The 26,606-nt window shown below is 48.2% G+C and carries 18 protein-coding genes; 9 read left to right on the forward strand and 9 right to left on the reverse strand.

The window, feature by feature from the left end; genetic code table 11:
* Positions 1–408: 408 nt before the first annotated feature.
* A complete protein-coding gene (locus MoGM_RS06550) occupies positions 409–1,437 on the forward strand; it encodes a LacI family DNA-binding transcriptional regulator (protein ID WP_104369307.1) in 1,029 nt (342 codons plus the stop codon).
* Between the two features lie 853 nt (positions 1,438–2,290).
* Positions 2,291–2,842 (forward strand): DUF4738 domain-containing protein, encoded by a 552-nt coding sequence (locus tag MoGM_RS06555; RefSeq protein WP_104369364.1) that lies wholly within the window; start codon positions 2,291–2,293, stop codon positions 2,840–2,842.
* Between the two features lie 3 nt (positions 2,843–2,845).
* Here MoGM_RS06555 and MoGM_RS06560 read toward each other — a convergent pair whose 3' ends face one another.
* The 9 genes from MoGM_RS06560 to MoGM_RS06600 all read right to left on the reverse strand — a co-directional run bounded on the left by MoGM_RS06560 (position 2,846) and on the right by MoGM_RS06600 (position 14,397).
* Complete coding sequence (locus tag MoGM_RS06560) at positions 2,846–3,331, reverse strand: PaaI family thioesterase (protein ID WP_104369308.1); 486 nt, start codon at positions 3,329–3,331, stop codon at positions 2,846–2,848.
* 19 nt (positions 3,332–3,350) lie between these two features.
* A complete protein-coding gene (locus tag MoGM_RS06565; RefSeq protein WP_146078674.1) occupies positions 3,351–5,732 on the reverse strand; it encodes a DUF5686 family protein in 2,382 nt (793 codons plus the stop codon).
* A 95-nt stretch (positions 5,733–5,827) separates the two neighbouring features.
* Positions 5,828–6,769, reverse strand: coding sequence for a CDP-alcohol phosphatidyltransferase family protein (locus MoGM_RS06570; protein WP_104369310.1), 942 nt, complete (start codon positions 6,767–6,769; stop codon positions 5,828–5,830).
* 5 nt (positions 6,770–6,774) lie between these two features.
* Positions 6,775–7,497, reverse strand: coding sequence for a sugar phosphate nucleotidyltransferase (locus tag MoGM_RS06575; protein ID WP_104369311.1), 723 nt, complete (start codon positions 7,495–7,497; stop codon positions 6,775–6,777).
* Between the two features lie 117 nt (positions 7,498–7,614).
* Positions 7,615–8,427 (reverse strand): head GIN domain-containing protein, encoded by an 813-nt coding sequence (locus MoGM_RS06580; RefSeq protein ID WP_104369312.1) that lies wholly within the window; start codon positions 8,425–8,427, stop codon positions 7,615–7,617.
* 130 nt (positions 8,428–8,557) lie between these two features.
* Positions 8,558–11,068 carry a DUF5686 family protein gene (locus MoGM_RS06585; protein WP_371410511.1) on the reverse strand — a complete coding sequence of 837 codons (2,511 nt, stop codon included), beginning with the start codon at positions 11,066–11,068 and terminating at the stop codon, positions 8,558–8,560.
* A 443-nt stretch (positions 11,069–11,511) separates the two neighbouring features.
* Positions 11,512–12,840, reverse strand: coding sequence for an inositol-3-phosphate synthase (locus MoGM_RS06590; RefSeq protein WP_104369313.1), 1,329 nt, complete (start codon positions 12,838–12,840; stop codon positions 11,512–11,514).
* A 21-nt stretch (positions 12,841–12,861) separates the two neighbouring features.
* The gene (locus MoGM_RS06595) at positions 12,862–13,569 is read right to left on the reverse strand and encodes an HAD family hydrolase (protein WP_104369314.1); all 708 of its coding nucleotides are present in this window, start codon (positions 13,567–13,569) and stop codon (positions 12,862–12,864) included.
* Between the two features lie 12 nt (positions 13,570–13,581).
* The gene (locus MoGM_RS06600) at positions 13,582–14,397 is read right to left on the reverse strand and encodes a hypothetical protein (protein WP_233210192.1); all 816 of its coding nucleotides are present in this window, start codon (positions 14,395–14,397) and stop codon (positions 13,582–13,584) included.
* Between the two features lie 942 nt (positions 14,398–15,339).
* On the opposite strand from MoGM_RS06600, the gene MoGM_RS06605 reads away from it, so the two are divergent.
* The 7 genes from MoGM_RS06605 (at position 15,340) to MoGM_RS06635 (ending at position 26,602) form a co-directional block, all read left to right on the forward strand.
* Complete coding sequence (locus MoGM_RS06605) at positions 15,340–16,230, forward strand: serine O-acetyltransferase (protein WP_104369315.1); 891 nt, start codon at positions 15,340–15,342, stop codon at positions 16,228–16,230.
* Between the two features lie 155 nt (positions 16,231–16,385).
* Positions 16,386–17,987, forward strand: a complete 1,602-nt coding sequence (locus tag MoGM_RS06610) for a THUMP domain-containing protein (protein WP_104369316.1) — start codon at positions 16,386–16,388, stop codon at positions 17,985–17,987.
* Positions 17,977–20,178, forward strand: coding sequence for a DPP IV N-terminal domain-containing protein (locus MoGM_RS06615; protein WP_371410510.1), 2,202 nt, complete (start codon positions 17,977–17,979; stop codon positions 20,176–20,178). The genes MoGM_RS06610 and MoGM_RS06615 overlap by 11 nt, the downstream gene beginning before the upstream one ends.
* A gap of 108 nt (positions 20,179–20,286) precedes the next feature.
* A complete protein-coding gene (purD, locus tag MoGM_RS06620) occupies positions 20,287–21,555 on the forward strand; it encodes a phosphoribosylamine--glycine ligase (RefSeq protein ID WP_104369318.1) in 1,269 nt (422 codons plus the stop codon).
* A 13-nt stretch (positions 21,556–21,568) separates the two neighbouring features.
* The gene (locus MoGM_RS06625) at positions 21,569–22,507 is read left to right on the forward strand and encodes a hypothetical protein (protein WP_104369319.1); all 939 of its coding nucleotides are present in this window, start codon (positions 21,569–21,571) and stop codon (positions 22,505–22,507) included.
* Positions 22,483–22,935, forward strand: coding sequence for a YqaA family protein (locus tag MoGM_RS06630; RefSeq protein ID WP_104369320.1), 453 nt, complete (start codon positions 22,483–22,485; stop codon positions 22,933–22,935). Before MoGM_RS06625 ends, MoGM_RS06630 begins: the two co-directional genes overlap by 25 nt.
* Before the next feature lie 283 nt (positions 22,936–23,218).
* Positions 23,219–26,602 (forward strand): DUF2723 domain-containing protein, encoded by a 3,384-nt coding sequence (locus tag MoGM_RS06635; protein WP_104369367.1) that lies wholly within the window; start codon positions 23,219–23,221, stop codon positions 26,600–26,602.
* Positions 26,603–26,606 lie beyond the last annotated feature (4 nt).

Consider the following 26,606-nt stretch of genomic DNA (forward strand, 5'->3'; position numbering starts at 1 on the left):
TTTAACACTCTATTCTCATTGTTTTAACAAATGCACCGGAATTTCGGCTTGTGCCAAGAAAACCGGTGCCTGACTATAAAAACCGATTTTTAGATTATGCAAACCAACAGGGTAGATTTAACATACCCACAGAGTTTTCGGACTGACCAAATATCGGGCTATGGACTGCATAAGCCCCATGAAATAAAAAAAGGATTAAGAGTGTCTCACGACAGTCTTAATCCTCTGTTTTCTAACTAACTTATTATCAACTATTCATTACTCATTCTGAATTTCTGATGCAAAGATAGGCAGATTTTAATAAATTTGTATCTTTTTTACCTAAAAATCCTACGTAAACGTTTGCGGATTACTCTGATTTTGCTTAACTTTGCATAAAGAATATCCCTTATTCACCTTTAAGTTTTTATGACCGACAACAAGCGTAGAACATCGCAGAAAGACCTGGCAAAAAAATTGGGAGTGAGCATTGCCACGGTGAGCAGAGCGCTGAGAAACTGCCCTGAAATAGGAAAAGAGATGCAGGACAAAGTTAAAAACCTCGCCAAAGAACTCAACTACCGTCCCAATCCGTTTGCCCAGAGCCTACGTCGGGAAGCTCCGAAAATCATTGGCGTCGTGGTACCCAATCTCGTCACACACTACTATGCAGCGGTGCTCGATGGGATTGAAGATGAGGCACGACGCAAAGGATATTCGGTGATAAGCGCAAACAGCCATGAAGACTTCGAGACAGAAGCGAGGGTGATAGACAATTTCGTGGGACTGCATGTCGAAGGCATCATCGCCGGACTGGCACAGAGCACCACAGACTACTCCCACTTCGAAGAAATCGCCGATATGAGAATACCCCTCGTGTTCTTCGGCAGGACATGCCTGACAGATCGTTTCTCTTCCGTCACGGCCAACGGAGACGAAGCCGCACAACAAGCCACGCAACATCTCATAGACACCGGCAGCCGGCGGATAGCGTTTATCGGCGGACCAAACCACCTTGACATGGTGCGACGCCGCAAGCACGGATACCTCGAAGCGCTGCGTGGAAGCAAAATAGCGATAGACCGCAACATGGTGGTATGCGACAAGATTGACTACGACATAGCCCTGCAATCGGCCATCGAACTGCTGAAACGACCGGACCGCCCAGATGCCATACTCGCTTTCAACGACATAATAACTTTCGCAGCCTTTACCGCAATAAAACAACTCGGCCTGCGAATACCTGAAGACGTGGCGCTGATAGGATTTACCGATGACCTGCATGCCGCATACGTCACGCCCCGCATGTCGGCAATAGAAGACCGGTCGCACAAGATGGGAGTGACGGCATGCCGCCTGCTGCTGAGAAACATAGCCGGAGATAAAACAATATATCATGAGAAAGTGCCCCAAAAATTAGTCATAAGAGAGACATCGGCCAAAAAACCGATATCATAGAATATGCCGGAAGACCACACAACAAACCCGAAAGACACCACACCGGCAACAAAACAATATGTCCGTATATGCCTGAAAACATAATAACGTAAAGAAAAGGCTTGATAACGTAAAGAAAAATCATAACGACAATGAATTAGACGGACGCCGAATATTTATGCAACATCAGTGAGAAATGCGATACAAAAGACTTTGAAAAATGACAAAACGACCGATGAGTACAGTTTGCACATCGGTCGTTTTGCGTTCGGCATACCGTCATTCCGCAATAAGTATCCCGTCAGGATGCATTCGGATACTAAACGCAATGCAACGAGCGGCTAAACGCAAGCCAACGAGTATCCCAATGCAAGACGAAAAATGGCCGAATAAGACATAAAAAAGGCTCCCTGCCCATAGACAGGGAGCCTTCCGGCACTCCAATGAGGCATGATGGTGCCTCAACCGGAACACGTATATATCATTATATACCCACGACAGTCCCGAATTTATCAAATATCATAGTTCGCAAATATGCATAAATATACATTTCCAGACCTGCAAATGTAGATGACGAACCGCATATATTGTAAACATTTATCATAAAAACAACATTTAAATTTAATATTTCCGACACCAAATTTACTATAAAACATCGTAAAATGCAAGCAACATAACGATACACATTAATATACATTGCCCACTACATGAGCGTCTGCCAGATACAGATGACATGATAAAAAACATGAAATATCGGAAAAAATTCATTACCTTTGCAGAAGATATGCGGTATCAAGGAAAATCGAAACCAGTTTTATTCCACCCGATCCGCATCATCTTTACAAAAAAAATAATACACCTATTGACATACGCGATGAAAAAAGTTTTAAACGCCATTGCCGCCGGAATGCTGACAGCAGGACTGATGAGTTGCGGCGGAGAGAGTAAAAACGAGAACATAATAACGACGAAGAAAGAGAGCAGAACCACAGCCGAACCGGTGAGAATGCAGGACTACACGCAATCGAAAGACGTGGAATGGCTGGGAAACGTATACACATGCGAGATTAAACGCACGGCCGATGACAAACTGGCGAAGGTGAAAGACGAAAGCGGCCAGAAGTTTGTTGACAACAGCATATCACTCACCGTAAACAGAGCCGACGGAAGCACGTTTTTCAACAAGACTTTCACAAAAGCCTCTTTCGAACAGCACATCAGCGATGAATACAGCAAGTCTGGCATACTCGAAGGTCTCGTGTTCGACCGTGTGGAAGGCTCGTCCCTTCTGTTTGCGGCCAGTGTCAGCCTGCCGCAGACCGATGAGTATATCCCGTTGATCGTGAAGGTGTCGAGAATGGGCGATGTCACAATCTCGCGAGACACACAGTTAGACACCAGTTCGCAAGAGGAAGACGAGATCTGACCGTCACATCGACAACAACTCGTCGCCCTCGGTGACACATTCCGTGAAACCCATACCAGCCGCTTTATCCGGAGTGGCAGTGAAATACACAGCCTCTCCCTCGGCACACAGCTCGCCACGCGAGTTTTCTATCGTCACGCCGATAAAGGCCACGTTTCGCTTCATCTCGCGCAGACGGGCACGGATGGTTATCTGAGGTTCGGTTGTCATTACCGGACGACGATATTTCACGCTCAGATTACTTGTCACTCCTGTGGTCTGCAACTTGCGGAACACCACCCACGACGCGCACTCGTCTATCAGCGTGGCCTGTATTCCGCCATGCAGCGTGTCAATCCAACCTTGATATCGGGCGCTCGGCCGCCAGAAACAAACGACGTCTTCGCCATCCTCAAAAAACTCCATGCCCACTCCGTGAGGATTTTCAGGACAACAACCGAAGCAGTGATAACCGGGCTTCGACAACCAAGGGTTCTTTATTTTTCGCATAGTATAATTATTTGATATGTCAAAACTGCAACTTAAACCTGAAACGTACGCCCTGTCTTTTGGCTGTCGGGTGACCGAGATATGTAAGACGGCGCACATACTCGATGTCGAAAAAGCGGAACACATTATGCACTCCCGCCATTATCTCTACATAAGGCGTACTGCCTGACATCACATGGACATCATCCGGAAAAGACATGAGGGCTCCATCTGTACCGCATCCGGCTTCATACGGATTATTCTTTGATGTCAGACTGCTCCACATTGCTTTCACGCCAAGACACTCACGCCACCGCAAATCCCTGACAAACGGAACGCGGTTGAAAATCTTTCCGCCTATATCCCACGTTATATCCGCAGACAGACAACGATCGGAAAGAAACTCCATATTGTCCATCAGGTTGAACATACCGTCGCGCAGCATATACGACTGGTTGGCCGATGGGATTACAAGCAACGGAAACGGCACGCTGTTCCACTGCGCCGCGGCATGCAGTCTTACATCGACCTTGCCCCAGCTCTTCATCCAAAAACGGTTGCTGAACATCAGTTCGGTAATATTATAGTCATAACCGCCGCCCAAAAATCCGTCGATACCCACGGCATGAGTAAGCGTAAGCACCGGCACATCGCGGTTTATCCTGCGACGTCCGCGCTTGGTGGCCACAAAACGCTCCCCGGGAGCAAAGCGCAGACCGGCCCTCAACTCGGTCGTTCTTATGGACTGTGTGGCAGCCGTGAACATCAGCTTGCCTCGTGGCATGTTCTCCTCCGCCGTAATCATCAGTGAAGAAGTAAGTCCCCAGGTCTCCTCACGCTCGAATGTCAGCCGCTGCCGGTTGTATGTCATCATTCGTTCGGTATCGCCCCACGTCAGGGCTGTAAACATATTATGTTCCGGGTCTGCCACCCCTCTGTCACCAGGAAAGCATATATCATACACAGATGTCAGGGTAATACTGCGTTTCGGCCTTTCCTCGGGCGTATATATCTTAGGGCGAAACGAATATGTAAGCTCGGCCTTATAATAGTCTGCCCGGCTCTTCCACCCATGGGCATAATATCCGTTGAAGAAAAGATGCCGGTTGAGGTTGGCGGTTGTCTTCCCTCCTATCCGTGTGCGGAAACCGTCCACGCTATTGTTTGAAATAATGGCATTTACAGGTCCGATATCGACCAGAGCCTCGCGGCCGCCCGCCCCGACCTCAACATAGTTCTCGACAATAGAGCGTAAGGCTGTCAGCAAGATATTATTGCGTCCCATCATCTTCACGTTGCGCATAAACTCGGGCAGGTTCCGCTCACCGGGAGTGAGGTCTACCGGGCGATACATGTCCCAGAAACTATCATCCCGACGGTCTGCCCCTCGCTCCACCAGCTCTTTGTCAAAGCCACGGAACAACTTGTCCGGAAGAGCAGCGAAATAGTGTCCACCCATGTGTGTGGTGCGTATGACAATGCACTTTTTCAGAAAGTCGAACATCTTAAACTCTCCCACCATCTCGTCAAGTGTCATAACCCACTCTCCGCCTGGTGCCGCACCAAACTCCTGGAGTATGCGCAACCCGTCCACAAAATTCACGCCGCCACGCTTAGGCACCGACAGTTCGCACCTGCGCACTCTGTACGAAGAGTCGTCCATGACATAAATGTCACCGCAAAATCCGAAATCCAGAATATTGTCAGGCATGAAACGCAGGCGGACACAACGGTCGGTGCCCACACTCAGCGTATCTACAATGGTAAAGCGATAAAAACGCAAGGCATCATCGCCAATCGGAGACGTGAACGATTGTTGCAGCAGACGTATCCTGTTGTCGTATATATCAATGTCGGGAAAGAAATCGGCAAGAGCCGCCGTTATCAGCCCGCCCGATCTGAATACCTTGTTTATGCCCTCGGAACGGTATCCGCGCACTATTGTCTTAGAGTCACGCGGATCCTTACGGAACGTCTCCTGCGTGTAAGCCTCGGTCACCACGACCGGCAGTATCAGCTTGTTGTTGTGCGGGCATAGCTCCACCTGTCTGAAAAAACCGGGTATTCCGGCAAACATCCCTTTCTCAAAGTCATCATGCGAAATGTCGTTTACCGCCATTGTCAGCTTCCGGTACTTGCAGTAATGATAGTAGTCGTGAGCCGACAGTCTTGTATCGCGGCGGGCTGCTATCACCTTACGCATCAGCTCTACAGCCGGATTAGCCTTGCGCGAATACTTTTTTTTATCAGAACGCACCATTATCTCATCGAGTTGCTGCACACGCTCATACCACTTCAAAGAGTCGGCAGGCATGGCGGCAGACGGCAACGAGAATGTCAAGAGGAACAAAAGACAATAAAAAAAAGACACGAAACGCAACCCGTCAGATTGCGCCCGTGTCTTTATTTTACCGTACATCATCCGTTGCATTTTTATTATCCCGGTATAATTATACCGTGTCATACCATATCAAGCATTCTTTCCATACTCCTTATCCGGCAGAAAAAAATATCCGTTCAGGAGAAATACTTGGTGTCAAGCCTGCGGCACATAGCCTCATGCGAACGGTGCATATACACGCACATGGCAGTGAGGACCACGATCTCGAAAAGCGGATACACGTATGGCACGTCGAGAAGGCACGATATGTATAGTGTGATGCCGCGCGTGTTGAACGTAAGCATATTGGTATATTTCATCAACGGGAGCGATCCTTTCCTGAAATCGGCACGCAACCCCTGAGGCATATCCTCTGCATTGGGATATTTCGCCTTTATATGCTTATAGAAAGCCTGAAACTCGGGAGTGCGCTTTTCCTGCCCCCGGCAGTAATTCCGATAATTGAAATAGAACGCCCGATCCCAGAAAGCGCCTTTCTCTGGCAGACTGTCGAGTATGTCCTGCTGTGTCTTGGAATCGTCAAGCTCGCTACCTTTCTTTCCGAGAAGGAAATAAAGGTGTATCTGGCGATAATAGTCTGCCAGTGCGCACTGCCTTGTATGGCAGACCACACCCGCTATCAGGCACATCAGAAAGCCCCAAAGTCCCCAATGCACATCGGTGAAAGGGATGTCTCGGTCATAGATACGGAACACGATGGCAAAATAAATGGCCGTGAACCATACATCGCTTGAAAAGCCGTCGAGCATTCGCCCTATCAGAGTGCGCTGCCCGGTTAGCCTGGCAAGCTGCCCGTCTGTCGAGTCGCAAAAATTAGCGAACATAAGAAGGATTATTCCTGCAATATTGTGCCACAGGTCGCTGAAATAAAACATGTATCCCGCCGCTGCGCCGAGAAACATCGACATTACCGTAACCGTATTGGGATGGACATGCAGACGCTTCCAAAGCAATGCGAAAGCGAGGCCTATCGGTCTTGTGAAGTGTATGTCGAGCCACTCCTCGGTATCATCCGACTTGAACGACTCACGGAGCAATTCGCTGAATTTCTTACTCATAATATTTAATCTGTGATAAACTGTTCGGCTTTGATTATATCTGACGCATGATCTATATCGAGCACTTTCGAGAAACGATAGGCTTTCAAACGGTGGCCATCGGCAATGAGAGCACGCTGGAAATTACGCATCCTGCTCTCGCCACGCCCCATACATCCGTTGAGTGTATCTATCGTTTTGGGAGTGAGCCCGTATATTCCGCCGGAAATATAGCGACATGTATCAGACTTGTCAAGAAAGCCGGTGATATTCATCTGCCCGTCGGTATCCACATACAGTGGCTTTTCATCGTCTATAAAATCGGTCACTCCCATCATACCGTCGGCCTCACCGCCCTCCAATGACTTGCGGAACACAGATATATAGTCTTTGAACTCGTCCTCACGGAATATGGTATCCACCGTTGTGAGGCAGAAAGGGCCGTCTCCGAGATATCGGCTTATCTCATAAAAACTGTGCATCGAACTGGGCGTGCTCTTCACCACGAAACGCAACGGAACCGGCTGTCCTTGAAGTCCGTCAGCCTGTAACTTCACAAGATGCAGGCTCACTTGAGCTGTTATGTCATTGCATATCACCACTATTTCTTCCGCTTCATTCTCAATGAACACACGGATCAGTCTGTCTATCAGATGCTCACCGCCAACTTTTACCAGCGGTTTGGGCACATCTATACCCTCGGCAGCCAACCGGCTACCCTCGCCCGCGGCTATTACAGCATATTTCATTCTGTCTGTACATTATAAATACATGGCAAAATTACTAATTATAAATGAAAGGAGAAAATAAAGCGCCGGCTTTTTATGCAATGATAAAAAGCCGGCGCTTATATAATCAATGTCCATTCACTTTGCCACACGCAGATTTCGTATATGATAATCGCCGCTGCCAAGCGATTTTTTATTCATGGATCTCACTGTTCCGCTGAACGTTATGTCGCCACTGCCTTTCAAAGAGCTCTCCAACCGGCCACAATTGGCAAACGAAATGCTTATATCTCCGCTACCTTTCAACAACACATCGGTATGCTTTGTGTTCTTCTGGGATATATCAATATCCCCGCTGCCGGTAAGAGCGACCTTGGAATTAAGCGCATCCAGTTTTTTTATGCTTATGTCACCGCTGCCAATCAGGTTTGTCGATATCCCGTCGCAGATAATATCCTTGAATTTAATATCCCCCGACCCTTTCAGCTCTATGTACATATTATCGGTATCCAGCCTACCCTGACAGATGAAATCACCGCTGCCAAACACTTTGACACCCACAAGATCAGGAGACGTGACGTATACATATATTCCGTCGCCACCACTATCCTGACCGGACAACGAGCCGAATATATCCGATATATTGAACGAATATCTTATCGAAGTACTGCCTTTAAAAGTGACAGACAGTGTGTTGTTGCTCACAGTCAAGTCAAGATCCTTCAACTTTTCAGACGGCCCTTTAATTTTTACCGAGCGCTTGCTCCCCTGAGTGTAATACACCGTCACATAACCGTTGACCGCTATCTTCGTGAAGTTCGACACCTTTCTGTATACCGTCTTCACATTTTTACCATCCGGCCCGGCCGTCACCATACAATCGTTTTCTTCCGCATACACTCCCGAAAAGACGGCAAACACCGTCAATGCCAATAATAAAAATCTCTTCATAATAATCTATTCCTTATTTTATTTCTTTTCCGGTCTATTGCCATTACTCTACCATAATAGACGCAACAGCACCAGAAATAGTTGCGGCAAGGATTCTTTTTCTTATTTCAAGAGATATGGCAAAAGCATTTTAGAAAGTCATACGGAACATGAACCTCACTCCGTGCTTGGTTGCCGTGGGCAGATCCAGATAGTTGAGACGACGGGCATACTCCACATGTATTATCTTGAAGATATTGTGAATACCGAAAGCCATCTCCACATACGGTGTCTTGGAGTTCATAATATACGCTCCACCGGGAAATTCCATCAACGTAGCGTCGCCCGCATTCTGCGGCAAATATGGATTATTCTTATCGCTTAGGCTGCCCCACAGACACTTAACGCCAATATACTCACGCCACTTCAATTTCTTTATCAGCGGTATGCGGTTGAACAATTTGCCGTTAAAATCCCATCCGATATCGGCGCTTACAAACCTGTCATTAAGAAATTCCATGTTGTTTACCAACTGGAAAGTGAAGTCCTGTATAATATATGAAAGGTTGGTCTCCGGCATACACAGCAAAGGGAACGGCACTTTGTCCCACTGTATGCCTCCGCGCACATAGCAATCTATCTTTCCCCAACTGTTCATCCAGAAACGTTTATATATGCTTGCCTCGGTATAGTTATAGCGATAGTCACCTCCCAGCACGTCTTTAAGACCCAATGTGTGACTGACAGTAAACACCGGCGCATCGAGATTGATTTTCAAACGGCGCTGTTTGGTGTTTATGAACGTCTCGCCGGGAGCGAAACGCAGTTCGGCACGCAGTTCGGTTGTTCTTATCTTAGTGTTTTCAAGAGTCGACAGCGGGCGGAAATACAGCTCTCCGCACGGCACGTTCTCTTCCGTTTTCAGTCCTACCGTAGTCTTAAAACCCCAGTCTTCCTCGCGCTCGAAAGTCACCTGCTGCCTGTTATAGAACATCATCTTGTCTACTTTCGCCCATTTGAACGATGTAAAGACGTTGTCCTTATCGGTGTGCATGAACTTATCGGAAGGCGAACATACGTCGTATGTGGACATCAAGGTAAGTGTCCGCTTGGGAAACTCTCTCGGAAGATACTCTTTCTTATTGAAAGAATACACAAACTCGCCCTTGTAGTAGTTCTTATGGCTTCCCCATCCGTGCGCATAATAACCGCTGAGGAACAGTTGTTTATGAAGCTTCGCCGTTGTCTGGGCAGTAATCCTCGTACGGAAACCGTCCACGAAATTACTCGTGAGCATGGTGTTTATCGGTCCTATGTCCACTTTACTCGGATTACCGGTTTCCACAAAATTCTCTATAAAGGCCTTGGCACCGAATATTATGTACTTAAAACCTTTTATCTGTTCGAGATTATGCACGAAAGCATCCATCTTGCTTTCGCTCTTTGTGAGATGCACCTGGCGGTATTTATCCCAGAAAGAGTCGTCACGCATCATGGCATCGGCCTCTTTCACCTCTCTGGCCTTGCCCTTGAACAACTGTTTCGGCAGGTCATCGAAAGCGTAATCGCTCAGTCGCGTTGTACGTATTACAATTGCTTTTTGCAGGAAGTTAGCCACTTTCAGTTCCGCAATCATGTCATCCACCGTCAAAACCCATGTACTGTCGGGCAGCATGGTAAACTCCTGTTCCACTTTCAAGTTCTCAACGAAGTTCACGTCACTGCGCTTTGGAATTGTCAGTTCACACCGTTTTACCTGATACGATGAGTCGTCCATGATGTAAATATCGCCACGGAAACCGAAATCCTGCTGGTTATTTGGCAGGAAATGCAGATGAATACATTTGTCACGATCCACATATACGGTATCTTCTATATAATAACGGTAAAACGATATTGCTCCTTTTCCTATCGGGGATGTAAACGGATACTGCAACAACCGCACTTGATCATCATAAATATTCACGTCGGTAAACACGTCTTTAAGTGTCGTGGTGAGTATGTCTCCCGTCTGGAACAAGTCGTTTATTCCCGTTGAGTTCTGTCCTTTCACTATGCTTTTCTCACTGTGCGGATGCTTCCGGTATATCTTCTGCGTCACAGTCTCATCCACCGATATCGGCAATATCATTTTATTGTTGTACCGGCACAGTTCAACCTGATCTTTGAGCCAAGTCTTTTTCTTGAACGTCGGCGATTCAAGACGTTCTTTCGTTATATCGTTAAATGCAAGAGTTATCTTCTGATAGTTGTTGTACTGATAGTAATCACGGTTCGACAAGTCTGTCTTTTTCTTCCGCTCTATCACCTTTTTCATCAGTTCCACGGCCGGATTGTTTTTCCTGCTGTATTTGCGACGCTTTGTTTTCACCGTCACTTCTTTCAGTCTCCGGTTATCCTGTTTCAGTCTTATGTCGAGTGTGTTTTTCGTGTTCGCGCCTATAGTCACCGTCTTCGGTACATATCCCACCGCACTGAATGTCAGTGCCCGGCCTTCGTGCCGCGCGATGGTATACCGGCCGTTGATGTTTGACGCCACCGCAACGTTATGCCCTTTGTAAATAACACTGGCATACGGTATACTGTCACCTGTCTCTTCGTCTATTATATAACCTGATATCTGGGCACGCAACGGCATTGCCAGCATCAGCAGAAACAGCATTATCGAATACGTTGTCCTGTTTTTATCCAAATCTCTTTACTTATTTATGATTTATATTGGAGTTAAGGAATTGCCATATAGGAGTTAAAGGTTTAAAATGGAATTACCCTCGGCCACGCTCACCGGAAGTAAGATATACTGCCACCAAGAACCGGATAATCCTCATTCTGTTTTCAGAAAGTTGAAATGGAATTTCGGCTGATCCATGACCGGGCATTAAGTATATTGCAGTCAGAGAACGGATAAATTTCCACTGGCATATTTTGGAAAGTAAAAGGAGTTAAAAGAGTTAAGACATTTATTTCCAATCGGTCATTAAATAAACATCACCATTGCTCGTCGCCCGCTCAATCATGAGCGCTGTCTCTTGCTCACGACCGGAGCGATATGCTGTAAAAATCTTAACTCCGTTAACTCCTTTCCCCTTTTATTCCTTAATTATATCAATCTATTTCCTCATCAGCTTCATACCCTCCCATCTCGCGTATGGCGTTTTTCAGCATGGTATACTGCTGATACAGGTGGTTGACCGGCTCCTCGCCCTTCGTATAATCATGCTGAGGAGATTTGAGGAAGAAGCTAAGGAAACGCTGTGTGCCATGACGTCCGGCACGTGCCGCAAGGTCGCTAAGCAGGCAGAGGTCGAGACACAGAGGTGCAGCAAGGATTGAGTCACGGCAGAGGAAGTTGATCTTAATCTGCATCGGATAACCCATCCATCCGAAAATGTCGATATTGTCCCATCCTTCTTTATTGTCATTGCGAGGCGGATAGTAGTTGATACGCACCTTGTGGTAGTATTGTGTGTCCTCGTCGTTGCCGTGTCCGTAAAGATCTGGCTGAGCCTCGGGCTTCAGAATTGTTTCAAGCGTAGAGAGCTTTGACACTTCTTTTGTGCGGAAGTTTGCCGGCTCGTCGAGTACCAGACCGTCACGATTGCCCAAAATATTCGTTGAGAACCATCCGTTAAGGCCCAGGCAGCGTGTGCCTATGATAGGAGCGAAACCGCTCTTCACCAGTGTCTGGCCTGTCTTGAAGTCCTTTCCGGCAATAGGCATGTTTGTCTTTTCAGCCAGTTCCCACATTGCGGGAATATCCACTGTTGTGTTGGGAGCTCCCATTATGAACGGGGCGCCTTCTTCGAGCGCGGCCATGGCATAGCACATAGACGGAGCCACGTGCTCACGGTCGTCGGCCTTCATCGCAGCCACGAGATCGTCGAGCTTGTAATGCACCTCCTTGCATACCGGAACGTAAATCTCGGTAGAGGCGGCCCAAAGCACGACTATACGCGAACAGCCGTTATCAGCCTTAAACTTGCGGATGTCCTCGCGCAGCTGTTCCTTCATGTCCCAGCGGTCCTTGCATTCCTTAACATTGTCACCGTCGAGACGCTTGGCGTAATTCTTGTCGAAAGCGGCTTTCATGGGCACAATCTTCTCAAGCTCGTCTTTCACCGGATTGATGTCTTTCTCTTTCAATACCTCGGCATACATCGCAGCCTGATAAGCATTCTGCGGATATACATCCCATGTTCCGAACACAATATCATCGAGTTTCGCCATCGGCACAATCTCGCCGTAGCTCAGGTATTTCTTGTCGTCGCCCTTGCCCACACGTATCTTGTCATACTGTGTCATAGAGCCAACGGGCTTTGTCAGTCCGCGGCGTGCCATAAGAACACCCGTCATAAATGTAGTGGCAACGGCGCCGTTGCCCACAACCATAATTCCTAATTTGCCGTCAGCCGGCTTCACATTAGTTTGTTCCATTACTTCGAATATTTTTAAGTATTATAATATTTCCTTCAATTCCGTTATCACCGCGTCGGCCGCCGACGTGTCACTTTCAGTTGTGTCCGTCCATCCCTCGCCTCGCATCCATACCGTGCGGCAGCCCGCTCTCTTTGCCGGAACTATATCTTTGTCATAGCTGTCGCCCACCACAGTAACCTTACCGGGCTCCATTCCGAGGGCCTCCACACCGAGAGTGAATATGCGATGGTCGGGCTTGCGAACGCCTACCACGGCCGATTCCACGATACTGTCGAACAGCCCGTCAAGCCCGAACTCCCCGAGCACCGTAGATATATTGCCGTAGAAATTGCTGACCAGCGCCATCGGATAACGCTCTTTCAACTTCACGAGCACGGCCTTGCTTTTCGCGGTTTCTTCCTTTGTCTGTCCATAGAGTATGTCGAGCACAGCTCCCTGCCATCGCATGGCGTCGAAGCCTGGCTGTCTATCGGATATATACTCCATCTCTATCCGCAGTTTCACAGCGAGTGTCTTGCGAAAAGTATAGTCGGGCTGTATGATGGGATTACGCGCCAGTTCACGCTCGGCATATACGTATGCCTCGCGGAACAGTTCTTCGCCTACCGGCACGCCGGCACGCTCGTAGGCATGCCATATCCGCCGCCCCCAATGGCATCCGCCCGTGTCGAGCGTCCCGCCATAGTCGAAGATATACCCTTCCGTTGTTTTATGCTTGTCTGTCATTTGAGTTTTCTTTTATTTATTACCGCTGATGCGCTTAATCACAATTTCCGCAATTGCACTTGCCGCCTCTTCCCTGCATCGGGAGAAGCTGGGCCAGTCGTTGAAGTCGATTATAGTCACGCCTCCGCCACTGTCTACAATGCAGTCGCCGCCATACACCACCGTATCGGCGGCTTCGGCTACACATCCGGCCATGGCACGAAGCGACGATAAGTCGAACTGATAATGAGACGGGGCACCGTTACGGCGCTCATCGCCAAATTTCCAATTTCCATCGTCACCGGGATAGCAGACATGAAAAAAATCCGTGCCGCTCACCCCGTAGAATTTCACGAGGTCTCCTTGCACGTGCGCCTGTACTATCACGTCTTTTATTCCAGCGCTTTTCATGAAAGCCATTTCCGCCTCAGCCTCCTGCCAGTCTGAGGCAAACCGTATATCGCCCGGACCTTCGGCCGTTCCATCGGCTCTTTTGAGCCAATAGCCACAGTCACCATGCGATGAAGGAAGCGGCACACCGACCTGTTTCATTATATCGTTGATCAACCTGCGATTACAGCATGCCTCCACACCGCTTCCACTGTTTACCACCGGCACGCCGGCCGACTCCATTCGTTTCAGCATCGCCACGGTAGACGGTTCGCGCCCCATGGATATACACGCCAAAGCATCGGCCGCACCCGAAAAATCGGTCTCGGCCAATATCTCCACTTCATATCCGGCACGCCGCAACTCATCGGCCGCACCCTCAAGAATGGCAGCGTCTTTATCTACCGAATTTGGCGAGAAACGCTCTGCCCTGCTTATTGCGTAAATCTTTCGTAGCACGTCGCTTTTTTTCTCCAACGGCAAAATTATACAATATTTCTTACATAGAAAACTTTTTGACGGCAAATATTTTTCCGTTTTCGGCAAATGGGCAAAAAACGGGCATTATTTAAGAAATTAAGAATACTTTTTAATATATTTTAAAATCGGCTTGTCGACCGGTGATCGCTGTCCGGTGTATCGTAAAGTGTATCGTAATAACGCTTGCAATAAAAACAATTTAAGTGTAACTTTGAAGACGACAAAACTATTTCCACACACATAAGTCATGATTTTTATTTACAAAACATCCACAAATAACGACATTGTGACCAACAACAAGAAAACAAAAACGCTACCGACCAACACCTTGATATTTGACATGCAAGCGACAATACCGCCATAGCCATACCATTATATGACAACAGTAGGCTACAAACAAGTCTACGGTTGCGAAAACATGCCCGTACACATGTTGTGACACAGGTTTGAAAACTTACACCAAAGAGGCTTCCGGCATCCGTCCGGAAGCCTCTTTTTTGATTGCAACGGGATATTAACCGGCACGCAACGGGCATCTAAACGCAATGCAACGGGTATCTAAACGCAATGCAACGGGTATCTGAATGGAAAGTAACGGGTATCCGAACATAAAACATCAAGAATAAAGCCTTACTACAATAAACAATTTATCAAAAATCAATGTATTTTTCATCTGAACGCACTACATACACGCATCATAAAGATAAAAGCACCCGCACCGCTCTGTATGATATTTTATTTACAAAACACCATATAACAAACTTTTTCCGGCCGCATCTGTCAAGAACCGCCACAATCATCACGGCATCAATTTCCGGCATTTTCCCACATTTCCGATACCTGTAAAAAAAGTATTATTTAATTTGTGTATTTGCGAGGTTTGCAGTATCTTTGCAGTCATAAAAATATTGACACAACGAGATGAGCAATACAGATTTCACTCATATATTGACCCGTACGGTTGACGAGTTGTCGGAAGCGAAGTCGCTCGAAGGTTTGTTTCATCAGCACCGGGACGGCACCCCGCTGCCCTCGGGAAAGGCACTCAAAGAAATAATAGGGTTGGCACGATCCATTCTTTTCCCTGGATATTTCGGAAAATCATCTGTCAATACCCGAACAATCAGATATCACATCGGCGTGAACATCGAACGGATGCACAAGCTACTTACCGACCAGATCATGGCCGGACTGTGCTTCTCGTGCCACGACAGCGAGGACTTCGACCCAAACGAATGCCGTGACAAGGCATGCGATATATCCGCGCGACTGATAGAAAAAATACCCGAAATAAGACGGACGCTCGCCACCGATGTGGAGGCTGCATACAACGGGGACCCGGCGGCAGAAAACCATGGGGAGGTAATATCGTGCTATCCGGCGATAAAGGCGCTTGCCAACCATCGCATAGCACATGAGTTGCTGCTGCTCGGCGTGCCGCTGATACCAAGGATAATATCAGAAATGGCCCACTCGGAAACCGGCATCGACATACATCCCGGAGCAAGTATCGGCCACCACTTCACGATAGACCACGGCACCGGTGTGGTGATAGGAGCAACATGTATCATAGGTAACCACGTGAAACTGTATCAGGGAGTAACACTTGGGGCAAAAAGTTTCCCGCTCGACAACAACGGCAACCCCATCAAAGGCATACCGCGCCACCCCATACTGGAAGACAACGTTATCGTATATTCCAACGCCACTATACTGGGACGCATCACAATAGGCCGGGGTTCGGTGGTTGGTGCCAACCTGTGGGTGACGGAAGACATGAAACCCGAAAGCAAGGTGGTGAAAAAGGTATAGTAAGGAGATGAGGATTAAGGAGATGAGGGTATTACCCGCAAAAGCCGCATACTCCATTGCCGCCATTTAATATCAGGCATCCGCCACCCTACACTTAACATCCGCCAATCTGGTATTTGACATCTGACATAAAGAAATAACGAATAAATATATAAATGGAACAGGAATTTGAGTTAATCGCCAAAACATTCATGGGCTTGGAGCCCGTATTGGCGAAAGAACTGACCGGCCTCGGCGCGAATGACGTGCAGATAGGCCGCAGAATGGTATCATTCACCGGTGATAAGGAACTGATGTACAGAGCAAACTTTCAGCTGCACACAGCCATCAGGATTTTAAAGCCCATCTGCCACTTCAAGGCTCTGTCGGCCGACGACGTATATGAAGAAGTGAAAAAAATAGACTGGACGTCATATATGTCTGTCGACAAGACTTTCGCGGTAGACTCGGTGGTTTTCTCGGAAGAGTTCCGCCACTCGAAGTTTGTTTCCTATAAGGTGAAAGATGCCATTGTAGACCAATTCCGTGAAAAAACGGGCAAGCGTCCGAACATCAGCGTGGCAAACCCCGACATACGCCTGAACATGCACATTGCCGAAGACCGCTGCACACTGTCGCTCGATTCGAGCGGCGAGAGCCTGCACCGCCGCGGCTACCGCCAGGAGAGTGTGGAGGCCCCGCTGAACGAAGTGCTGGCTGCCGGAATGATCCTGATGACCGGCTGGGAGGGAGAGACAGACTTCATAGACCCGATGTGCGGCTCTGGAACATTGCCCATCGAAGCCGCTCTCATAGCCTGCAACATGGCGCCCGGACTGTTCCGCAAGGAGTTTGCCTTTGAGAAATGGGCCGACTTCGACAAGGACTTGTTCGACAGGATATACAACGACGACTCGCAAGAGCGGGAATTCAAACACCACATATACGGCTACGACATCGACATCAAGGCAGTGAACACCGCACGCCTCAACGTAAAGGCAGCGGGACTGACAAACATGATAACCATCAACGAAGGCGACTTTAAGGATTTCACGCAGCCTGAGAACAAAAGCATCATCGTGACCAATCCTCCCTACGGCGAGCGCATTTCCACGCCCGACCTGCTCGGTACATACAAGATGATAGGCGAACGGTTCAAGCATCAGTTCATGAACAACGACGCATGGGTGCTCAGCTACCGTGAGGAGTGTTTCGACCAAATAGGCCTGAAACCGTCAATCAAGATACCGCTTTACAATGGCTCGCTGGAATGCGAATTCCGCAAATATCAGATTTTCGACGGAAAACTCAAGGATTTCAGAAGCGACGGCGGCATAGTGAAGACGGAAGAGGAGAAAAAACAGATGGCGGAGAAGCACAGGTTCAAGAAAGAGCGGGAATTCAAGAAAAGGCTTTCGTCCGATAATGAAGACAACGAAGAGGACGATATACGCTCATTCAAGTTCCGCCATGTGAAGTTTGAGAACCGTGACGGTATCGACGGCAGAGCGCATGGCAGAGAACGCAGGAACTTCGACGGTGAAAGAAGAAGTTTCGACCGGGATAAAAGAAGTTTCGACCGTGGCGGAAAAGGATATGACCGCGAACGCAGAGGGTACGAAGACAACGGCGGAAACCGCGGTGGACACGAACGATTTGACCGCAGCGGCAAAAACTACGGCAAACCCGCAGGCAAGGGCGGATACGGAAAAAGCGACAGAACGAGAGTAAGCCGTGACTACGGCAAGAGAAACAACAGATACGGCGATGAGAATTAAGACATTCGGATATGCCCTAATAGTATTGTCCATGTTACCGGCCATGACCATGCACGCACAACTGAAACAATTCACTCTCGAAGATCTCAACTTCGGAGGAAACAACTATTACAACATGTCGCCCAAAAACATGTACATAACATGGTGGGGCGACAGGCTGATGTATCAGGACGCCGAGGAAACAGGCACGGTTAACATGAAGACTGGCGAGAGGAAAATGCTGTTCACTCTCGAAGAAGTCAACAAGGCATCGGATGGAGACAAGGTGCGTTCTATGATGAATGTGCGGTATCCCTACCCTGACGAACCGCTTGCTTTGTTGAGTAACGGCAAGCGGCGCATATTGTACGACTGGCAGAAAAAGACAGTAGCATGGAGACAAAACTGTGAAGGCGAGACGTTTGCGGACTGGAACAGCAAGTCGAGAACCGTGGCGTTCGTGAAAGGACACCAGTTGTTCGTGACCGACGCCGACGGCAAAACGACACAAATAACGACCGACGGAAGCCGTGACATAGTATACGGCCAGGCCGTGCACCGCAACGAGTTCGGAATAATGAGCGGCACATTCTGGAACAACGACGGCAACCGCCTGGCGTTCTACCGGATGGATCAAAGCATGGTCACAGACTATCCGCAGGTGAACACGTTCGCAAGAATAGCCGGCCATGAGCCTGACAAATATCCGATGGCTGGCATGACAAGTCATAAAGTGACAGTGGGAGTGCATGACATGAACACAGGAAAGACCATATACCTGAACGCAGGAAACCCGACAGACCGTTACTTCACGAACATCGCATGGAGTCCCGACTCAAAGACAATATACATACAAGAGCTGAACCGGGACCAGAACAAGATGCATCTCGTGAGCTACGATGCCGAGACAGGCAACAAAAGGGATGTGATATACGAGGAAAGCAGCGACAGATATGTGGAACCCCAGCATCCTATAACCTTCCTGCCATGGGACAACGGCAAATTCATAATGCAGAGCCAGCGCGACGGATACAACCATTTATATGTCGTAGACACGAATACAAAGGTTTACCCAGATACACACCGAACCGATTTTGGCGTGGCATACAGGGAGTATTATAAGACAAAGCAGCTCACATCCGGCAATTTCGTAGTGCAGGAAGCAGTAGGATTTAATGCCAAGAAGAAAAGCATCATCATCCTGTCAAACGAGAAAAGCCCTATACAGAGCAACCTGTTTGCCGTGAACACGACAACTGGAAAACGCACCGCACTCGACAACGGACGCGGAGTGCATCACGGTGTGCTGTCGGCAAGCGGGGCATTGATGTATGACAAATACAGCGAACCGGACGTGCCTCGCAACATCGAGATTGCAAACACTGCCACTGCAAAACGCGAAATGATTTTCAGCGCACCCGATCCATGGGCAGGATACAATGTACCGGAATACTCTTGCGGCAGCATCAAGGCCGCCGACGGCATCACTGACCTGTACTACAGAATGGTGAAACCTGTCAATTTTGATCCGGCCAAGAAATATCCCACCGTGGTTTACGTATACGGAGGCCCACACGCACACAACGTAGACGCACGATGGCACTACATGAGCCGCTCATGGGAAACATACATGGCACAGAAAGGATACCTGCTTTTCATACTCGACAACCGTGGAAGCGAGAACAGAGGACTGGCATTCGAACAGGCCACATTCCGCAATCTTGGACAAGAGGAGATGAAAGACCAGATGAAGGGCGTGGAATATCTAAGGTCGCTTCCGTACGTTGACACCGACAGGCTGGGCGTACACGGATGGAGCTTCGGCGGATTTATGACCATATCGCTGATGACCCACTATCCGGACGTGTTCAAAGTCGGTGTCGCCGGAGGCCCCGTGACAGACTGGAAATGGTACGAGGTGATGTACGGAGAACGGTATATGGACACCCCAGAGAGCAATCCCGAAGGCTACAAACGCACATCCCTGATAGATAAAGCGAAAGATTTGAAAGGCAGATTACAGATAATCATCGGCATGAACGACCCGACGGTGGTGCCGCAGCATGCATTGCAGTTCATCAACGCATGTACGGAAGCAGGCACCCAACCCGACTTCTTCGTATATCCAGGCGAAGGACACAACATGGCAGGCCACAAAAGCGTGCATCTGCATGAGCGGATAACCCGCTATTTTGAAGACTACCTGAAATGAAGCCACCGGTAAAAGAGAATCCGTAAGATAAAGATAAGAACGGACAACAACAAATTTCTATTCGGAGAAAACAAACATCAATAATGCAAACAATAAAAACAATATAACATGAAGATACTGTTGTTAGGAAGCGGCGGCAGAGAGCACGCCCTGGCATGGAAAATAGCGCAAAGCCCGCAAGTAGACAAACTGTTCATCGCCCCGGGTAACGCCGGGACAGGCAACTGCGGAGAAAACGTGGCGATAGGCGTCAACGACTTTGAGGCCATCAAGGCGTTTGTTGCCGACAAGAAAGTGGACATGGTGGTCGTAGGACCGGAAGATCCGCTGGTAAAAGGCATATACGATGATTTTAAGAACGATGAAAGAACCAAGAACATACCGGTCATAGGACCGTCGAAAGCGGGAGCCGTGCTTGAAGGCTCAAAGGATTTCGCAAAGGGATTCATGCAGCGCCACAACATCCCGACGGCCAGGTATAAGACAATAGACGGCAACACCCTCGAAGAAGGACTCGCCTTTCTGGAAACACTGGAAGCCCCGTATGTGCTCAAAGCCGACGGACTATGTGCCGGAAAAGGCGTACTGATACTTCCCACGCTCGAAGAAGCCAAGAAGGAACTGCGCGAAATGCTCGGCGGCATGTTCGGCAACGCTTCGGCACAGGTGGTCATTGAAGAGTTCCTCAGCGGTATAGAATGCTCCGTATTCGTGCTCACAGACGGCAAGAACTACAAGATATTGCCTGAGGCAAAAGACTACAAGCGTATAGGAGAGCATGACACCGGCCTGAACACGGGCGGCATGGGCAGCGTGACCCCTGTACCGTTTGCCACGGAAGAATGGATGAAAAAGGTGGAAGACCGCATAATACGCCCCACGGTAGACGGGCTGGCTGCCGAAGGCATAGACTATAAAGGATTTATATTCTTCGGCCTTATCAACGTCAAAGGCGAGCCGATGGTGATAGAATACAATTGCCGCATGGGTGACCCCGAGACCGAGAGCGTGATGCTACGCCTGAAAAGCGACATAGTAGACCTCTTCGACGGTGTGGCAAAAGGCGACCTCGACAAGCGCCTGATTGAGTTTGACGAGCGCGCGGCTGTCTGCGTGATGCTTGTAAGCGGCGGCTATCCGCAGGAATACAAGAAAGGATATCCCATAACAGGAATAGAGAATGTGGAAGGAAGCATGGTATTCCATGCCGGAACGGCACTCAAAGACGAAGAGGTGGTAACGGCAGGCGGACGCGTCATAGCCTTAAGTTCTTACGGAAAAGACAAGGCCGAGGCTCTGGCAAAATCGTTTGATGAAGCCAAGAAAATCCAATTCACCGACAAGTACTTCCGCAGCGACATAGGAAGCGACCTTTGATTTCAGCCAAACAATGGTCAAACGACTGCAAAACAAGATTTCGGAAAGCAGAATGGCACTGCCCGCGGTCGCTCTGTACGGGGTGGCTGTATGGCTGGCGGACGGACTGTACCACATGCAATGGTGGATACAGTTCGCCTGCTTTGTTTTATCTACATACCTGATGATCGAACTGAACAACAGCAACGCACTTATCAGAATTTACAGCAGGATGGTATCGTGCTCATTCATTGCGATAGCCTCAATGTGCTGTTTCATGTTCGACGCCATGAATGAAGCCATCGCCGCAACATTAATAACAGCCGCATACCTGCCGCTGTTCCACTGCTATCAGGATAAGACAGCCACGGGAAAGACATTTTACGGATTTATTATGATTGGCCTGTCGAGCATGTTCTACGTGCATACACTTATATTAATACCGGCCATGTGGATAATGATGATTTTCTACATACAGTCGATGAGCCGGCGCACATTTCTCGCTTCCGTTATCGGAGTGGTGACACCATACTGGTTTGCCACATTATATTATATCTACTCCGACAATCCATTGGCATCGTTAGACCACTTCATGCCTCTATCGGAGATAAGCTATCCGCCGGACTACACCATACTGTCTGTAAACCAGGTTGCGACATTCATATTCATAGCCATACTCGCAGTCACCGGAATGATACACTTCGCACGCACGGCCTACAACGACAAGATAAGAATAAGAATGCTATATAACTGTTTCATCCTCATGGCACTGTTTGTAATGACACTGGCTGTGGCATTCCCGCAACATTATGATATCCTCACGAGGATCCTCATAATAAACACCGCTCCGCTGGCAGGACACTTCATCTCACTCACACGGACACGGGTGACAAACATCGCATTCTGCCTCATCATGATTACAATAATAGCTATAACAGGAGTTAATCTATGGATGTCATCACCGCTCTTCTGACCGACTACGGATATTTCGGGATATTGGTAGCCTCGTTTTTAGCTGGCAGCTTCTTCCCTTTCAGCAGCGAGGCCGTAATGATAGCGCTTCTCGCCGCAGGCCTGAACCCGTGGCTTCTCATCGTCTACGGCACGATAGGCAACGTGGCGGGAGGAATGTTCAACTATGCCATCGGCCGGCAAGGCAAGATGGAATGGATAGAGCAATATCTACACGTGAAACGCAAAGATCTGGACAGAGCAGAAAAATTCATGGCCGGTCACGGAGCATGGATGGGCTTCTTCGCCTTCGTCCCCATTCTCGGCAGTGCCATCACGATAGTGCTCGGACTGATGCGTGCGAACATCACGATATCGTTCATAAGCATTACGATAGGCAAATTCCTAAGATACGTATTACTGATATACGGCGCAAGCATGCTGATATGAACAAAAACATAACAAGACATACCTCCACCGTTAAACCATATATCTACTAAAAAAAACGAATATAAACGCCATAAGGGTCAGAGACGCTTATGACGTTTTGTTTTTTTTATCAACCGGACACACATTAAACACAAACCAAGCGACAGCCGGATACGAGTTAAAAAAAACAAAATGCTCAATATCTCACCTTATTTATATTACCTTTGCACGGATTATATCATCGTCAAAAGAGCATTGACAGAATAACCAAAATTATAGAATAACATAATAACCATTTGGAATGATGAAACAATTCAGACGAGTGGACAATCTGCTCGGGTGGCTATCTTTCCTGATAGCAGCCTTTGTGTATTGCTCCACTATTGAACCGACAGCAAGTTTTTGGGACTGTCCGGAGTTTATCACAACAGGATATAAACTCGAAGTAGGACACCCGCCGGGAGCACCTTTCTTTGCCATGACGGCAAATGTCTTCTCACAATTCGCAAGCGATCCGACACAAGTGGCATACATGGTAAATATGATGAGCGCCTTGCTCTCGGCAATCACCATAATGTTCCTGTTCTGGTCAATATCGCATCTCGCGCGCAAACTGCTCATAAAAGACTGGAATGAGCTTACACTACCAAAAGCAATCGCAATAGAAGCCTCAGGACTTGTAGGCGCTTTGATATACACTTTCAGTGACACTTTTTGGTTCAGTGCTGTCGAAGGCGAGGTATACGCCTATTCATCGGCATTCACCGCAATTGTGTTCTGGCTGATATTGAAATGGGAAGACCATGCCGACGAGCCTCACAGCGACCGCTGGTTGGTACTGATAATGTATATGACCGGTCTGTCCATCGGTGTGCACCTGCTAAACCTGCTTTGCGTACCGGCACTTGTGTTGGTATACTACTACCGCCGATTCCCTCACAAAAACTCCAATGCCGATCTGCGTGGCTCACTGATTGCCCTGGCAATATCCGTGGGTATACTCGTAGCCGTACTCTACGGAGTGGTGCCTGGCATCGTGCGTGTAGGCGGATGGTTTGAGTTGTTCTTCGTAAACACCCTCGGCTGCCCGTTCAACACAGGCGAGATAATATATATAATACTACTCATTGCCTGCATTATATGGGCTATATATGAGACATACAACGACAAAAGCCAAAAGCGAGGCGACATTGCTTTCATCGCCTCGGTGGGCATGCTCGGCATACCGTTCTACGGACACGGCATTTCTTCCGTAATAATCGGAATCATAGTCCTGACCGCACTGTGGTTCGCATTGAAGTATACAAAGAAAGGTATGCCGCTAATCAGTTCGAGAGTAAAGAACACATCATTGCTCTGCATGCTTATGCTGATGATCGGTTATTCAAGCTATGCGATGATAGTGATACGTTCTTCCGCCAATCCTCCGATGGACCAGAACTCTCCCGAAGACATCTTCACACTCGGAGAATATCTCGGACGAGAGCAATATGGCAACAGACCGTTGTTCTACGGCCAGGCATATACATCGCAAGTGGCTCTCGATAAAGACGGAGAGTACTGCCGCCCGCAAATGAAAAAGGGCGCACCGGTATACCAACGCAAGGAAAAAGCGTCTGCCGACGAGAAAGATTCATACTTCGTAGTACGCACAAGAGACGAATACAAGTATGCACAGAACATGCTGTTCCCACGCATGTACAGTGATACCCATGCCGGAGCCTATGAAAGTTGGATGGGCGGAGTGAGCGGCAGCCAGGTTCCTTATGACCGCTGCGGAGAGCCGATGATGATAAAAATGCCGTCGCAACTCGAAAATCTGCGCTTCTTCCTGTCTTACCAATGCAACTTCATGTACTGGCGTTATTTTATGTGGAACTTCGCAGGACGCCAGAATGACCTGCAAGGTAACGGCGAACTGGAACACGGTAACTGGATAACCGGCTTCTCTTGGTTTGACAACTGGCGACTGGGCAATCAGGATCTGCTGCCTGACGAGTTGAAAAACAATAAAGGACACAATGTATTCTACTGCCTGCCGCTACTGCTCGGACTTATCGGCCTGTTCTGGCAGTCACTGAGAAAAGGCCCTAACGGCATCCGCCAGTTCTGGGTAGTGTTCTTCCTTTTCTTCATGACCGGACTAGCAATTGTAATCTACCTCAACCAAACACCTATGCAACCGCGCGAACGCGATTATGCATACGCAGGCTCGTTCTACGCTTTCGCAATCTGGTGCGGACTCGGAGTCGCTGCCATAATTGAAGAAATCAACCGCAAACTAAAAGGCCATGAGACAGTGGTGGCAGCAATAGTGGGAGCCGCCTGCCTGCTTGTCCCCGTGCAAATGGCATCACAGACATGGGACGACCATGACCGCAGCGGACGTTACACATGCCGTGATTTCGGACAGAATTATCTAATGTCGCTTCAAAAAGAAGGCAATCCGATCATTTATACAAACGGAGATAATGACACGTTCCCTCTCTGGTATAATCAAGATGTGGAGGGAGTACGTACAGACGCACGTGTCTGCAACCTCAGTTATCTGCAAACAGACTGGTACATCGACCAGATGCGGCGCCCCGCTTACGACTCTCCTTCCGTGCCGATAACGTGGAACCGACTTGAATACTGCTCCGGAACAAACGAATATGTGCAGCTGAATCCGATGATGAAAGAGAGCATCAAGGAACTCTATAAGACTTATCCGGAAGAAGCCAAGAAGATGTTCGGAGACGAACCGTTTGAATTGAAGAACATACTTAAATACTGGGTACGCAACGATGTAGACGAAAATCAGCGCGAAGTGATGACTCTCCTCACCGGAGGAGACCGCGGAAGCATTCACGTAATACCGACTGATACAGTATATGTAACCATCGACAAAAAAGCGGTGAAGAAAAGCGGAATGATGATGGCAACCGATTCGATACCTGATAAGATGGTAATCTCACTCGCTGGAAAGAGAGCTTTATACAAAGGTGACCTCATGATGCTTGAAATGATAGCCCAAAGCAATTGGGTACGCCCGATATACGTAGCTCTCACCGTAGGCCAGGATAACTACATGAACCTCGGAGACAACTTCATACAGGAAGGTCTTGTAAACCGCATCACTCCGTTCACGACTAATACAGCGGGAGCGAAAAACTTCGACACAAAGCGCAGTTATGACGTGATGATGAACAAGTTCAAGTTCGGCGGAATAGACAAAAAAGGTATTTACATTGATGAAACAGTTATGCGCATGTGCCATACAAACCGCCGTGTATTCGTGCAACTGGCAATGAACCTTGCCGCAGAAGGACAAACCAAGAAAGCCGCAGAGGTATTGGCATATCTTGACAAGAATATCCCCGAATACAACGTACCTGTCGACTACTCTTCCGGGTCGCTCGACGAAGCACGTGTATATGCAGCGATTGGCAACAAAGCCGCGGCAAATCATCTGATAAAAGAACTGTGGAAAAAATCAAGCCAATACCTAAATTGGTATCTGTCACTCGAAGGAATACGCTTCACGAGCGCACAACGAGAGTGCATGATTAATCTGCACATAATGCAGCAAGCCGCCATCATAGCCAATGAGACCGATCCCACATGGGCAGAAAAGAAGTTGAAAGAACTTGAAATATTCGCTGAAAGATATCAAAACAAAGGCGGTAAGTTCGGAATAGAAGGCTAATAAA

Source organism: Prevotella sp. MGM1 (assembly GCF_002933775.1).
Taxonomy (GTDB): Bacteria; Bacteroidota; Bacteroidia; order Bacteroidales; family Bacteroidaceae; genus Prevotella.

Excerpts from the sequence above, each read along its gene's own strand:
- MoGM_RS06550 (WP_104369307.1), top strand. The coding sequence starts at position 409 with ATGACCGACAACAAGCGTAGAACATCGCAGAAAGACCTGGCAAAAAAA.
- MoGM_RS06555 (WP_104369364.1), top strand. The coding sequence starts at position 2,291 with ATGAAAAAAGTTTTAAACGCCATTGCCGCCGGAATGCTGACAGCAGGA.
- MoGM_RS06560 (WP_104369308.1), bottom strand. The coding sequence starts at position 3,331 with ATGCGAAAAATAAAGAACCCTTGGTTGTCGAAGCCCGGTTATCACTGC.
- MoGM_RS06565 (WP_146078674.1), bottom strand. The coding sequence starts at position 5,732 with ATGATGTACGGTAAAATAAAGACACGGGCGCAATCTGACGGGTTGCGT.
- MoGM_RS06570 (WP_104369310.1), bottom strand. The coding sequence starts at position 6,769 with ATGAGTAAGAAATTCAGCGAATTGCTCCGTGAGTCGTTCAAGTCGGAT.
- MoGM_RS06575 (WP_104369311.1), bottom strand. The coding sequence starts at position 7,497 with ATGAAATATGCTGTAATAGCCGCGGGCGAGGGTAGCCGGTTGGCTGCC.
- MoGM_RS06580 (WP_104369312.1), bottom strand. The coding sequence starts at position 8,427 with ATGAAGAGATTTTTATTATTGGCATTGACGGTGTTTGCCGTCTTTTCG.
- MoGM_RS06585 (WP_371410511.1), bottom strand. The coding sequence starts at position 11,068 with ATGCTGTTTCTGCTGATGCTGGCAATGCCGTTGCGTGCCCAGATATCA.
- MoGM_RS06590 (WP_104369313.1), bottom strand. The coding sequence starts at position 12,840 with ATGGAACAAACTAATGTGAAGCCGGCTGACGGCAAATTAGGAATTATG.
- MoGM_RS06595 (WP_104369314.1), bottom strand. The coding sequence starts at position 13,569 with ATGACAGACAAGCATAAAACAACGGAAGGGTATATCTTCGACTATGGC.
- MoGM_RS06605 (WP_104369315.1), top strand. The coding sequence starts at position 15,340 with ATGAGCAATACAGATTTCACTCATATATTGACCCGTACGGTTGACGAG.
- MoGM_RS06610 (WP_104369316.1), top strand. The coding sequence starts at position 16,386 with ATGGAACAGGAATTTGAGTTAATCGCCAAAACATTCATGGGCTTGGAG.
- MoGM_RS06615 (WP_371410510.1), top strand. The coding sequence starts at position 17,977 with ATGAGAATTAAGACATTCGGATATGCCCTAATAGTATTGTCCATGTTA.
- purD (WP_104369318.1), top strand. The coding sequence starts at position 20,287 with ATGAAGATACTGTTGTTAGGAAGCGGCGGCAGAGAGCACGCCCTGGCA.
- MoGM_RS06625 (WP_104369319.1), top strand. The coding sequence starts at position 21,569 with ATGGTCAAACGACTGCAAAACAAGATTTCGGAAAGCAGAATGGCACTG.
- MoGM_RS06630 (WP_104369320.1), top strand. The coding sequence starts at position 22,483 with ATGGATGTCATCACCGCTCTTCTGACCGACTACGGATATTTCGGGATA.
- MoGM_RS06635 (WP_104369367.1), top strand. The coding sequence starts at position 23,219 with ATGAAACAATTCAGACGAGTGGACAATCTGCTCGGGTGGCTATCTTTC.